Origin of the sequence: Tenacibaculum sp. HL-MS23 (genome assembly GCF_032463465.1) — a bacterium.
Taxonomy (GTDB): domain Bacteria; phylum Bacteroidota; class Bacteroidia; order Flavobacteriales; family Flavobacteriaceae; genus Polaribacter; species Polaribacter bernardetii.
The window spans coordinates 289630-302799 of the sequence record NZ_CP135989.1; the positions used below are offsets into that span (position 1 = coordinate 289630).

The following is a 13170-nucleotide window of genomic DNA, read 5'->3' on the forward strand; positions in this document are numbered from 1 at the left end:
AATAGGTTGAAATATTTTTTGTTTCGACCTATTTTGTTATATTTGAGGATTATAACCCCTAATTCCCCAAATTATGAGAAAAGTATTCCCTATGCTTTTGTTGTTGCTAAGTGTCGTAACAACATCTTTTTCGCAAGAAATTAATGAACTAGATTTTTTAACGTCAGGTAAATGGCAGGTTGAATCAGTACAAATCGGTGATGAAATTCAAAATTATTCAGATGATAACAGTTGGATGGTTTTTCACAAAGATGGTAAGTACCAAGTTGTAATGAGTGATGATGAAAAGAATGGTAATTGGAAGTTTGTAGAAGCTACCAAATCTATTAAATTAGAAGGAGATGAAAGTTTAATTGATGGTTTAAAAATTAAGCTATTAAATGACAAAGAGCTTTTGTTTTCTGCAACACAAGGAGATATCGTTTACTCGATGAAATTAAGAAAATAATATATAAAGCATCATATATTAAAAAAAAGACTAAAGCGAAAGCTTTAGTCTTTTTTTTGTTAAAAAATTAGTATGTATTTTAAATTTTGGTTTTTAATTGTAAATAATTAAATTTATTAACTTTATTTTTAAGAATAAATTATATTACTGAAGGTTTTATGTAGTAGTGAAAACAATCTATACATAAAATGATACCATCTATACAAAAGTGTTTTTGTAAAGCGTTTTTTCGTTGCATATTTGTAGTATAATACACAGGGGAAATCATATTGATAAATTGGGGGATTAATCAATATGGAAAATTTTAAAAAAGCATCACTTATTTTAGGTGATGCTTTTTTGTTTGTGTTTTTTTAGTGATTGAGTTAAAAATCAATTGCACATATTACTACTTGTATATGTATTAGTGATTTCTATTTTAAACAACTACACAACTTTTGTTATTGACGATTAATACCCAAAACTTTTTCTTAAATTAGCTTTAAAATTAAAGATATGAAATTATTTTTTCCTTCTATTTTAATAATATTAATGATTGCAACAACTAATGCGCAAACAAGATTACCATATTACGAGATTCCGGAAGCAGCAACGGAATATACTGCAGGAGCAGTTGCTAGTAGAATCATAGACGGATTAGGTTTTCGTTATTATTGGGCAACAGAAGGATTAACAGTTAAAGATTTGGATTTTAAGCCAAATAAAGAATCAAGAAGTTCAATAGAAACAATAGATCATATTTTAGGCTTATCTCAGGTTACTTTAAATGCGATGTTAAAGAAACCGAATGGAGAAAAACAACCAGAAATGACATTTACAGAGAAACGTAAAAAGACGTTAGAAAATTTAAAAGATGCAAGTGATATTTTAAGAGTAAGCAAAGATGTATCACAATATAAAATTATATTTGGAGAAAAAGAATTTCCGTTTTGGAACACTTTAAACGGACCAATATCGGATGCAACTTGGCACGTTGGTCAAATAGTTTCTTTTCGTCGTTCTTCTGGGAATCCAATATCAAAAGGAATTCAGTTTTTAACAGGTACAGTAAAAAAATAATATATTGTTAGTCCTACTATTTTAATGACAATTCAACAACAAATACAATCGCTTCGCGATGAACTAAATCTGCACAATTATAATTATTATGTGTTAGATAATGCAACTATTTCAGATTATGATTTCGATATAAAACTGAAAGAGTTAGAGAAGTTAGAGTTAGATAATCCACAATTTTTTAATTCAAATTCACCAACGCAGAGAGTAGGGGGAGAAATCACTAAAAATTTCGAAACTATTACTCATAAAAACAGAATGTATTCTTTAGATAATTCTTATTCTAAAGAAGATTTACAAGACTGGGAAAAGCGCATTCAAAAAATGTTAGGCTCTGATGATATTGAATATACATGCGAGCTTAAATACGATGGCGCATCTATAAATTTAACCTATGAAAAAGGTCAGTTTGTAAAAGCGGTAACACGCGGAGATGGTTTTCAGGGAGATGATGTAACCACTAATATTCGTACTATAAAATCAATCCCGTTAACACTTAATGGTGATTTTCTTGCTGATTTTCAGATGCGTGGAGAAATCATCTTACCTCTTGAAGGATTCCGTAAAATGAATGAAGCAAGAGTTGTAAATGGAGAAGAAGAATATAAAAATCCTAGAAATACAGCAAGTGGAAGTTTAAAATTGCAAGACAGTGCTGAGGTTGCAAAACGCCCATTAGATTGTTTGTTGTATCAAGTAGTTACAGAAGAACGTAAATATAAAACACATTATGAGAATTTAGAGAATGCTCGAAAAGTAGGTTTTAAAGTGCCAGAAACAATTACACTAGCAAAAACTATCGATGCTGTTTTTGATTTTGTAAATGACTGGGATGTTAAAAGACATGATTTGCCATATGAAACAGACGGAGTTGTAATTAAAGTTAATAATTTACAACAACAAGAAGAACTTGGGTATACGGCAAAAGCACCGCGCTGGGCAATAGCTTATAAGTTTAAAGCAGAACAGGTATCAACAGTTTTAGAAGAAATAACGTATCAGGTAGGCCGAACAGGAGCTATAACGCCAGTAGCAAATTTAAAACCTGTGCAATTAGCAGGAACTGTAGTGAAAAGAGCTTCGTTACATAATGCTGATCAGATTGAAAAATTAGATATTCGAATAAATGATACTGTTTTTGTAGAAAAAGGAGGTGAGATTATTCCGAAAATTATAGCAGTAGATGTATCAAAAAGACCTGATGATTCTGAACCTACAAAATATGCAACCAATTGCCCAGAATGTAATACCGAACTTATAAGAAATGAAGGTGACGCAAAACATTACTGTCCGAATGAGTTTGGGTGTGCACCACAAATTACAGGAAGAATTCAACATTACATCAGTAGAAAAGCCATGGATATAGATGGTTTAGGAGGAGAAACGGTCGATTTATTGCGTAAAGAAGGATTGATTGAGAGTTATGCTGATTTATATGATTTAACAGTTGATCAGGTAATTCCGTTAGAGAGAATGGCTGAAAAGTCTGCTAGAAATATGATAGCAGGAATTGAGAAGTCAAAAGAAATTCCGTTTGAAAAAGTACTGTTTGCTTTAGGAATTCGCTTTGTGGGAGAAACTGTAGCAAAAAAACTAGCAAAGCATTTTAAGACGATAGATAATTTATTAGCGGCCGATTTAGAAACGCTAATTTCTGTAGATGAAATAGGAAGTAGAATAGCCCAAAGTATTATCGATTTTTCAAACAATTTAGAAAATATTCAATTAATTAATAGGTTAAAAACTCACGGAGTTCAGTTAGAGGTTTCTGCAGAAAGTTTAGAAGGTCAGACAGATAAACTTGCTGAAAAAGTATTTGTGGTTTCTGGTGTTTTTCATCAAATGAGTAGAAATCAACTTAAAAAAGCTATTGAAGATAACGGCGGAAAAGTAAGTTCATCAATCTCTAAAAAAACAAGTTTTATTGTTGCTGGAGATAATATGGGACCAAGTAAATTAGCGAAAGCAGAAAGTTTAGGTGTTTCTATTATTTCTGAGCAAGATTTTATCAATATGATTAATTAAGAAAATATTTTTAAAAACATAAATTTACTCAAACTCATATTGTAATATGACAAAACAGATTAAAATAACGATTGCATCCATTATTTTTTTATTAGTAGTTATTATAGATGTGTATGCGGTGATAATTCAGGATAAAAGTTTAGAAATGATTTTTAAACCTTTACTAATGACAACCTTGGTAATAGTTTATTTACTATCTGTTAAGAAACCTAATTTCTGGTTGGTTTCAGCATTGTTTTTTTCATTTTGGGGTGATGTATTTTTATTAGATAAAACAAATTATTTTGTATTCGGATTGGCTTCTTTTTTAATAGCACATGTTTTGTACATAAAAATGATTTCTAAATTTTTAGCAAAAAAATCTATTGTTAAAATATTAAAAGCAGCGGTGATTTTTGTGCTGTTGTTTTTGGGAGTATTGTATTTAATAAAAGATAATTTAGGAGAAATGTTAGTTCCTGTAATTATATACGGAATTGCAATTTCAGGTTTTGGTACTTGTGCTTTGTTAAATTATCAACAAGAAAAATCATTAGCAAATTTATGGTTATTGCTAGGTGCTATCTTGTTTATAGTATCCGATAGTTTAATTGCTTTAAATAACTTTTACAGTCCAATATATTTCTTAGATTTTTTAATAGTTGTTTTGTATATTGTATCTCAATATTTTATATGTAAAGCGTTAATTTTAAAATAGATGTAAATGTCTCCCAGAGTTATTGAGCTTATATTAAGAACATTTTTTTTTATTGTTTCCGCAATATATTTATATGTAGTTTTTATGGGGATAGATATTTTAAAGCCATTTTTAATATCCTTACCAGTAATTTTTCTAGGTACTCTCTATGTGTTAAAAGTTAAAAAGAAAGATATTTTAGTAGTAATAGCTTTTGTTTTAACGATATTAGGAAGTGTTTTTAGCACTTTTAAAGAGTTTTACTTGTTAGCAGTAGTTTTATTCTTTATAGAGCACTTGCTATTTATAAAGCTAATAATAAGTTATATAAAACCTAAAGAAAGAGGTTTAGTGCCTTTGTATATCTTGTTGTTTTTAGCTTTTTTTATACTACTATTTTTAATGATTTATGGAGAGGCAGAAAGAGATATAGGTTATATAGTAGTTCTTGTTTATGGTTTTACAGCGTTTTCTTTAGGCGCATTAGCTTTTGCTAATTTTTTATACAAAATGAACAAAGCTAATTTTTTACTTCTTTTAGGTTTTTTTATGAGTATTGCTTCAGATTCGGTGTATGCAATTGATTTACTCGATGAAAAAAAATCATATTATTTGTTTTTAGCGGAGTTGCTGTATTGGTTTTCTTATTATGTTATTTATACAGGATTTACTGATAAAAATAAAAAAGCAATAAAACAATAATTGTTAAAAATTAGATGTCTTCTTTTTTAAGGTTTGAGTATGTATAAGTTATGAGAAATCCCTTATTGAAGGATTTTTTTTCTGTTTACAAATATTAGTATAATTGCAGAAAAAAGAGTTACTGTAGCGCTTATAAATAAAATCCCGCCATCATTATTATGTTCAATACCTAGCTTTGTTAAATGAGCACTAATTGCTCCGCTCATTAAACCTATTGTTAATACAGCACCTAACCATAAGTGTTTAGGTGTAAATAGTAATACAACGGCGACAAACTCTAATATGCCAGTTATTATTCTCATAAAAGCTTCATTTTTAACAGCTAACTTGGTAAATAACTCAATACTCTCTTGTGCACCGGTAAACTTAAAAAACAATGTTTGTATCATAATAATACTAATAAGTAGTTTTAATAAAAAAGGAAAATATTTTTTCATTTATATTAAGTTTATGTTATAGACGGTCAGTATTTTAACGCCTTACATTTATATAAAAACTCTTTTTTTTGAAGTTATTATACCCTTAATATTTGAGTTTGATTTGTAGTAAAAATTAATAATAATATTCTAGAGAGACTATATCATAGGGAGTTAATTAAATTGAATATAGGAGCTATAATAAAGTGTATTAACAAGAAAAAACTTCTTATTTTTGCCGTCTTTTTAAAGAAAATCAATGTATATTGTTATTGATAAAAAGTGAAATTTAGAGTTGTTTTTTTATAAAATTCTATAAAACATGATAAGAAAAAGGATACTGTTAGTATTGTTGATGTTGTTTTTTATTGTTTCAGTTGCAGATATATTTGCTGTGATAATTCAAAATAAAACAATGGAAATTATATTTAAGCCATTGTTGATGCTTTCACTTATAGCTATATACTTTCTTTCTATTAGAAAAGTTAATTTATGGTTAGTGGCAGGTTTGTTTTTTGCATTTTTAGGTGATGTTCTTTTATTAGATCAAAAAAAATATTTTGTATTTGGTATTGCATGTTTTTTAGTTACACATGTGCTGTATATAAAACTGACAATAGATTTTATAAAGAATATATCCTTTACAAGAATAGTATTTTCGTTAATACCATATATATTATATTTTCTAGCTATAATGTATGTTGTTTATGATAATTTAAAAGATATGTTGGTTCCGGTAGTAGAGTTCGGATTAGTAATATCAATCTTCGGATCAGTTGCTTTTATAAATTATCAAAAACAAAAAACAAAAGCCAATTTTCTTTTGCTATTAAGTGCAACTTTTTTTGTAATTTCAGATGGTTTTATTGTTTTAAATATTTATAATGAGTACAGTAAAATACTTGACTTTTTTGTAATCCTGTTATATATAACAGCTCAATATTTAATAGTAAGAGCAATTATATTAAAAGATAAATATGTAGAGGCTATAAAGTGATATTTTATAAAAATGAGAAAAATAATAATTTTACTTGTTGTATTTTGTAGTGCAGCATGTAAGCCAGAAAGAGTGTCGTTAAAATTTTTAAATGAATTTGTAGTTAAAGACTCATTGAGGTTTAAAAATACAATAATAGGCGGTATTTCAGGAATTGACTTTAATAATAACCAATATTACATGGTTGTTGATGATGCCAAGAATCCTAGAGTTTTAATAGGGAACATATTTGTGAAAAACGATTCAATAAAATCAGTAGATTTTAAGACTATAACTCAAATAGACACTACAAGTCAGTTTTATAAAAATAACATATTAGATATAGAATCTGTTTTCGTTGAAAACCATCAAATTAATTTGGTAAGCGAAGGGTCAATAAATAAGGGTAAAAATCCTAGTGTTTTTAAGATAGATAGTTTAGGTAAGTTTATAGAAAGTGCTAAAATTCCGGCATATTTCTATGCTGGTTCTAAAGCAAAACCAAAGCACAACGGAACTTTTGAAGGTTCTTCGAAAAGTTACGATAAAAAAGGTTTTTGGGTAGCTATGGAAGCCCCACTTGAAGCAGACGGAGAGGAGTCAACATTTTACGAAACACAATCGCCCATAAGAATTACTTATTTTGATAAGAAAACAACATCAGCAACAAAGCAATTTACTTATCAATTAGAAAAAATAGACAAACCAGCAAAAGGAAAGGTGAACCTAAATGGTGTAACAGCTATTTTAGAATATACCGAAAATAGTTTTTTCGTTGTAGAAAGAATTTATCAAAGTGGTTATGGGTCTTTTGGTAATACGGTTAGGATTTTTAAAGCAACCATTAACGAAAAAACAACAAATACATTAACACTTCAATCTTTAAAAGAAGAAAAGTATATTACTCTTAAAAAAGAATTATTATTCGATTTTACAGATATTAAAGAAGTATTAACAGATAAAATTATTGATAATATTGAAGGAATTACTTTTGGTCCGGTACTATCAAACGGAAACCGATCTTTAATTTTGGTATCGGATGATAATTTTCAAATATATGGCAAGCAACTCAATCAGTTTTTATTACTAGAAATTGAAGAGAAATAATGTACTTTAGCAGTAGTAATTATTAAAGATGATAAGTAAACTTAAACAAAAATCTATTCAGAAAATTTACGATAATAGTATTGTAAAAAATACAACAAAGATTTATAATGCCAACAAAGTAAGCAAGGTGGTAATTTTACTAGATAATGAATCTTTAGAAAATGTAATGGTGGCTAATTTGATAAATAAATTACCATTTAAGAAAGAGAATATTGTTGTATTAATTTTTAGAGAATATTCAAAGAAACAAGAAACATCTTCTAAATTTTTTACAGATAATGATTTTGGCTATAAAGCGAGTTTAAAATCAGACAATTTAAAAAACTTCGTTAAAAACGATTATGATTTACTTATTAACTACGTAAAAACGCCAAATTTATATACCAATATAATAACTTTGTTATCTAAAGCATCTCTAAAAACAGGTTTTGCAGGAATTGATGATAGGTTGTATGATCTTGTTATTTCTGATAAAGGATTAAATGAGGCTGTTTTAAATCAGGAATTAAAAAAATATTTAACAATATTAAATAAAATATAATGCAAAAATTTGTTGGTACAGGAGTCGCTTTAGTAACCCCTTTTAACGAAGATTTAAGTGTAGATTTTAACGCACTTAAAAAGTTAGTGAAATTTAATATCGATAACGGTACAAATTACTTAGTTATTAATGGAACCACGGCAGAAAGTGGAACTATTACAGTAAAAGAAAAAGAAGATATAATTAAAGTAATTGTAAGTGAAAACAACGGTGTGTTACCTTTAGTTTTAGGTGTTGGTAGTAATAACACACAAACAGTTATAGACGAATTAAATTCTTTAGATTTATCTAATATCGATGCTATTTTATCGGTAGCGCCATATTACAGTAAACCAACACAAGAAGGTTTTTATCAGCATTTTAAAGCTATTTCTGCAGTAAGCACTAAGCCAATTATTTTATATAATGTGCCTGGTAGAACTGCTAAAAATATGGAACCGGCTACTATTTTAAGATTAGCAAATGATTTTAAAAATATAATAGGTGTTAAAGAAGCAGCAGGAAGTCAGCAACAATATTTAGAATTGTTAAAAGATAAACCAGAAGATTTTTTAATTATTTCGGGTGATGATGATTTAGCTTTAGGAGTTGTTTTAGCTGGTGGAGCAGGAGTAATATCTGTTATAGGACAAGGATTGCCAAAAGAGTTTTCAAAGATGATTCAGTTAGGTTTGGTAGGAGAAAATAAAAAAGCGTACAAAATTCATTATCAATTAATGGATATTGTAAACTATATCTTCGAAGAGAATAACCCTGCAGGAATTAAATCAGTATTAATGAAACAAGGAATTTGTATAGATGAGGTTCGTTTACCATTAGTAAAAGCAACGGAAGAATTACAAACAAAAATATCTGATTTTATAGACAATCTATAATTTGTCTAAACAAAAATATCATTTATAAGAGGCTACAGTGTTTTAATTGTAGTCTTTTTTTAGCATCTTTGTTTAATAGTTTTCTTATCTAAATTAAGTTATGGTAAGAAATATAATTTCAAAAAAGTAAAAATATGTTATCAAAGTCAATAGAAGCTGCTTTAAATAAGCAAATAAAAGTAGAAGCAGAGTCATCACAAATATATTTATCAATGGCATGTTGGGCAGAAACTCAAGGTTTTGAAGGAGTTTCTCAATTTATGTATGCACATTCAGACGAAGAGCGTATGCACATGTTAAAGATGGTAAAGTTTGTAAATGAAAGAGGCGGGCATGCACGAGTTTCTGACTTAGCAGCGCCACCAGCAGAATTTGGTTCTTTTAAAGATATGTTTCAAACCTTATTTGATCACGAAGTAATGGTTTCAGAATCTATTAATGATTTGGTGCATATTACGTTACAAGAAAGAGATTATGCAACACATAACTTCTTGCAATGGTATGTATCTGAACAAATAGAAGAAGAAGCCTTGGCAAGAAATATTTTAGATAAAATTAATTTAATTGGCGATGATAAAGGAGGTTTATATTTATTTGATAATGATATAAAGCAAATAGTGGCGCAAGGTGCTGCTAACACTGCTGAATAAGATTAACAAACATTTAGGTATTTATACCTGTTATTATAACAGATTTTATGGTTTATTGCAATACTCTACTTAGAGTTAAAAAACGTTTTAATAATCCATAATTAATCACTAATTTTGCCAAATGCAAAAAATTAAAAATTTAGCGTATTTAGTTGTAGCACTAATAATGTTACAATCTTGTAGTTCATATCACAAAACCTTAAATAAGGGAAGTGTTGAGGAGCAATACAAAATGGCCGTAAAAATGTACGAAACACAAAAGTACAGTAAAGCCTTACGTTTGTTCGAGAAAGTAACACCTTCATTTCGTGGTAAACCACAAATGGAACGTATACAATTTATGGTTTCTCAATCTAATTTTAATGAGAAAAACTATAGTATAGCAGGGTATTACTTTAATAGATTTACAAGAAATTATCCTAAAAGTTCTAAAAGAGAAGAAGCAGCTTTTTTATCAGCATTAAGTTACTATAAAGCAGCGCCAAGTTTTAGTTTAGACCCTACAGATACAAATAAAGCCTTAGAATCTTTTCAAGGATTTATTGATAGATATCCAGATTCTGATAAATTAGACGAAGCAAATAAGTATTATGCTGAGTTGCGTAATAAATTAGAGAAAAAAGCATTTGAAATTGCAAAAACATATTACAAAACAGCTGCTTATGATTCTAGAAATTACAGAGCAGCAATTGTTGCTTTCGATAATTTGTTATCTGATTATTTAGGAACTAAATATAAAGAAGAAGCATTATATTTTCGTTTAAAAGCAGCACATGATTTTGTGTTAAAAAGTACGCAACGTAGAAAAGCTGAAAGAATTAAAGCGGCTATAAAAGCGTATGATAAGCTAAAGAGAAGCTTCCCTAAATCTAAATTTATGGGAGATTCAAATGAAATGTTAGCAACATTAAACAAGGAACAAGAACAATTAGTTAAAAGTTAAAAAATGGATTATAAAGAAACGAAAGCGGCATTAAGTACTATTACTTATAACAAAGAAGCTATCGAAGCTCCAACAGAAAACATTTACGAAGCTATTTCTATCATAGCAAAAAGAGCGAATCAAATTAATTCTGATTTAAAGAAAGAATTGGTTGATAAGTTAGATGAGTTTGCTACTTATAACGATAGCTTAGAAGAAGTGTTTGAAAACAAAGAACAAATTGAAGTTTCTAAATTTTACGAGCGTTTGCCAAAGCCTCATGCTATAGCATTAGACGAATGGCTAAACGGTAAAGTATATCACAGAACTCCAGACGTAGAATAATATGTCTGTATTAAGCGGTAAAAAAGTATTACTTGGTGTTACCGCTGGTATTGCCGCGTACAAAACAGCGAACTTAGTTCGTTTATTTATAAAATCTGGCGCAGAAGTTACGGTAGTAATGACTCCTGCGTCTAAAGATTTTATTACTCCACTTACACTTTCCACATTATCTAAAAACCCGGTTCATTCTACTTTTTACGAAAAAGAAGATGAAAACGAGTTATGGAACAATCATGTTGATTTAGGTCTTTGGGCAGATGTTATGATTGTTGCTCCTGCCACCGCAAATACCTTGTCTAAAATGACAAACGGTACTTGTGATAATTTATTGTTAGCAACATATTTATCAGCAAAATGTCCAGTTTATTTTGCACCAGCAATGGATTTAGATATGTATCAACACCCATCAACTAAAAAGAGTCTAGATAGTTTACAAGACTTTGGAAATATATTAATTCCAGCTACTTCAGGTGAATTAGCAAGCGGATTGGTTGGAGAAGGTCGTATGGCAGAGCCAGAAGATATTGTTTCTTTTATAGAAAAAGATATTGTTTCTAAATTACCACTTCGAGGAAAAAAAATATTACTCACTGCAGGTCCAACTTATGAGGCAATTGATCCTGTTCGTTTTATAGGAAATCATTCTTCAGGTAAAATGGGATTTGAAATAGCAAAAGCAGCTGCTAATTTAGGAGCCGAAGTTTTTTTAATTTCAGGGCCATCACATCAAAAAGTAAATCATTCTTTTATTCATAGAGTTGATGTGAAATCTGCAGAAGAAATGTATAATGCTTGTCATAAATATTACGGTGAAGCAGATATTGCTATTTTATCGGCAGCTGTAGCAGATTATCGACCAAAAAATGTGGCTACACAGAAAATAAAAAAGAAAGATTCATCGTTAGTAATAGAGTTAGAACCTACAAAAGATATTTTAAAATCTTTAGGCGAAGCTAAAAAGAATCAGTTATTAGTCGGTTTTGCTTTAGAAACAGAAAATGAAGTAGAAAATGCTAAAGGCAAAATAGTAAAAAAGAATTTAGATTTAATTATCTTAAATTCACTGCAAGATAAAGGGGCAGGTTTTGCAACTGATACAAATAAAATTACGGTTATTGATGCAGAATTCAATGAGAAATCATTCGAGTTAAAATCTAAAAAAGCAGTAGCGGTAGATATTATAAACGAGATTATAAACAAAGTTAGTTAAAATAACGATCGTCTTCTCGAGTATTATTGAAAGGTAGAATGTTTTACTTTGAAGATATAAACGCAGTTTATCGAAAGATTTAATAGATATCTACTGTACTCGAACTGACAAATAAAATTATATTAAATGCGTAAGTTTTTCTTTTTAGTTTTTATTTTATCATCAGGTTTTACAATACAGTCGCAAGAGCTTAATGCTTTAGTTACTATAAATACAGATAAAGTTCAGAGTAGTAATAAGCAGGTTTATGAAACCCTTGAAAAATCATTAACTGAATTTATTAATGAAAAACAGTGGACAAACAAAAGTTTTAAACAACAAGAACGTATTAATTGCGCTTTTACAATTATTGTAAACGAGCAAAATGGCAATAATTTTAGAGCAAGTATTCAGGTACAATCTACAAGACCTGTTTACGGTTCTAGCTATGCAACACCTGTATTAAACCTTAATGATACTAATTTTAATTTTCGTTACAACGAATTTGATCCGTTAAATTTTAACCCTAATACTTACGAATCAAATTTAATATCAATCATTGCTTTTTATGCATATACAATTATTGGTGTAGATGCAGATACGTTTGCTTTAAAAGGAGGAACAGATTACCTGAAAGCAGCAGAAAATGTAATCTTACAAGCACAATCTAATGGCGAATTAGGTTGGCAAAATCAAGTAGGAAAACAAAACCGTTTTGCGTTGATAGATAATTTATTGTCATCTAAATTTAGTTCGTTGCGTACTATTTATTACGATTATCATAGAAACGGATTTGATAACTTCTTAAATACTAAAGAAGTTGCTAAAGAAACTATAGAGAAAAATGTAATAGCGTTAGATAAGCTATACAATATAGCAATAGGCAATTATATGGTACGTGTTTTTTTAGATGCAAAAAGTGATGAAATAGCAAGTGTTTTTTCTGACGGGAAGCCTACTAAAAACACACAGCAAATGTTAAGTGTTTTATCGAAAATAGCACCTACCTATAAAGGTAAGTGGAAGAAAATTAAGTAGGTTAAAAACTAGAATAGTTTCTATAACAGTTCTTTCAATTAGTATCTTATATGTGATTTCAACTGGAATTATAAATAATGGCTTGGGTAAAACAAGAAGTTTTTTACTAGCTTTTGTGCTTTTATCAATTATAATTGATAACGTATTCTCAAGAAGAAAAAAACAATAAACTTCCGTTCTTTTTAAAGTGCTATAATTCAATCA

Annotated in this window: 15 protein-coding genes; 14 read left to right on the top strand and 1 reads right to left on the bottom strand. The window is 28.9% G+C overall.

The window, feature by feature from the left end; all coding sequences use genetic code 11:
* Positions 1–73 precede the first annotated feature (73 nt).
* From RRF68_RS01300 to RRF68_RS01320, 5 genes are all read left to right on the top strand, one after another.
* Positions 74–448, top strand: coding sequence for a hypothetical protein (locus RRF68_RS01300; protein WP_315944726.1), 375 nt, complete (start codon positions 74–76; stop codon positions 446–448).
* A gap of 495 nt (positions 449–943) precedes the next feature.
* Positions 944–1507, top strand: coding sequence for a hypothetical protein (locus RRF68_RS01305; RefSeq protein ID WP_315944727.1), 564 nt, complete (start codon positions 944–946; stop codon positions 1505–1507).
* A 24-nt stretch (positions 1508–1531) separates the two neighbouring features.
* Entirely contained in the window at positions 1532–3529 is a 1998-nt protein-coding gene (ligA, locus tag RRF68_RS01310) for an NAD-dependent DNA ligase LigA (protein WP_315944728.1), read from the top strand.
* 46 nt (positions 3530–3575) lie between these two features.
* Positions 3576–4226 carry a lysoplasmalogenase gene (locus RRF68_RS01315; protein ID WP_315944729.1) on the top strand — a complete coding sequence of 217 codons (651 nt, stop codon included), beginning with the start codon at positions 3576–3578 and terminating at the stop codon, positions 4224–4226.
* Positions 4227–4232: 6 nt separating this feature from the next.
* A complete protein-coding gene (locus tag RRF68_RS01320; protein ID WP_315944730.1) occupies positions 4233–4907 on the top strand; it encodes a lysoplasmalogenase family protein in 675 nt (224 codons plus the stop codon).
* Positions 4908–4969: 62 nt separating this feature from the next.
* Here RRF68_RS01320 and RRF68_RS01325 read toward each other — a convergent pair whose 3' ends face one another.
* The gene (locus tag RRF68_RS01325) at positions 4970–5344 is read right to left on the bottom strand and encodes a DoxX family membrane protein (protein ID WP_315944731.1); all 375 of its coding nucleotides are present in this window, start codon (positions 5342–5344) and stop codon (positions 4970–4972) included.
* 394 nt (positions 5345–5738) lie between these two features.
* Here RRF68_RS01325 and RRF68_RS01330 point away from each other — a divergent pair, with 394 nt between their 5' ends.
* The 9 genes from RRF68_RS01330 to RRF68_RS01370 all read left to right on the top strand — a co-directional run bounded on the left by RRF68_RS01330 (position 5739) and on the right by RRF68_RS01370 (position 12966).
* On the top strand, positions 5739–6320 hold the full coding sequence (locus RRF68_RS01330) for a lysoplasmalogenase (RefSeq protein ID WP_315944732.1): 582 nt from the start codon (positions 5739–5741) through the stop codon (positions 6318–6320).
* A gap of 12 nt (positions 6321–6332) precedes the next feature.
* Positions 6333–7406: an esterase-like activity of phytase family protein gene (locus tag RRF68_RS01335; RefSeq protein WP_315944733.1), complete on the top strand. Its 1074-nt coding sequence runs from the start codon at positions 6333–6335 to the stop codon at positions 7404–7406.
* A gap of 28 nt (positions 7407–7434) precedes the next feature.
* On the top strand, positions 7435–7947 hold the full coding sequence (locus RRF68_RS01340; RefSeq protein WP_218772803.1) for a DUF6913 domain-containing protein: 513 nt from the start codon (positions 7435–7437) through the stop codon (positions 7945–7947).
* Complete coding sequence (dapA, locus tag RRF68_RS01345; RefSeq protein ID WP_315944734.1) at positions 7947–8822, top strand: 4-hydroxy-tetrahydrodipicolinate synthase; 876 nt, start codon at positions 7947–7949, stop codon at positions 8820–8822. The genes RRF68_RS01340 and dapA overlap by 1 nt, the downstream gene beginning before the upstream one ends.
* 134 nt (positions 8823–8956) lie before the next feature.
* Positions 8957–9472: a ferritin gene (locus RRF68_RS01350; protein ID WP_218772801.1), complete on the top strand. Its 516-nt coding sequence runs from the start codon at positions 8957–8959 to the stop codon at positions 9470–9472.
* A gap of 121 nt (positions 9473–9593) precedes the next feature.
* A complete protein-coding gene (locus RRF68_RS01355) occupies positions 9594–10415 on the top strand; it encodes an outer membrane protein assembly factor BamD (protein WP_218772800.1) in 822 nt (273 codons plus the stop codon).
* Between the two features lie 3 nt (positions 10416–10418).
* The gene (locus RRF68_RS01360) at positions 10419–10739 is read left to right on the top strand and encodes a DNA-directed RNA polymerase subunit omega (protein ID WP_218772799.1); all 321 of its coding nucleotides are present in this window, start codon (positions 10419–10421) and stop codon (positions 10737–10739) included.
* A gap of 1 nt (position 10740) precedes the next feature.
* On the top strand, positions 10741–11949 hold the full coding sequence (gene coaBC / locus RRF68_RS01365) for a bifunctional phosphopantothenoylcysteine decarboxylase/phosphopantothenate--cysteine ligase CoaBC (protein WP_315944735.1): 1209 nt from the start codon (positions 10741–10743) through the stop codon (positions 11947–11949).
* Between the two features lie 126 nt (positions 11950–12075).
* On the top strand, positions 12076–12966 hold the full coding sequence (locus tag RRF68_RS01370) for a DUF4835 family protein (RefSeq protein ID WP_315944736.1): 891 nt from the start codon (positions 12076–12078) through the stop codon (positions 12964–12966).
* Positions 12967–13170 lie beyond the last annotated feature (204 nt).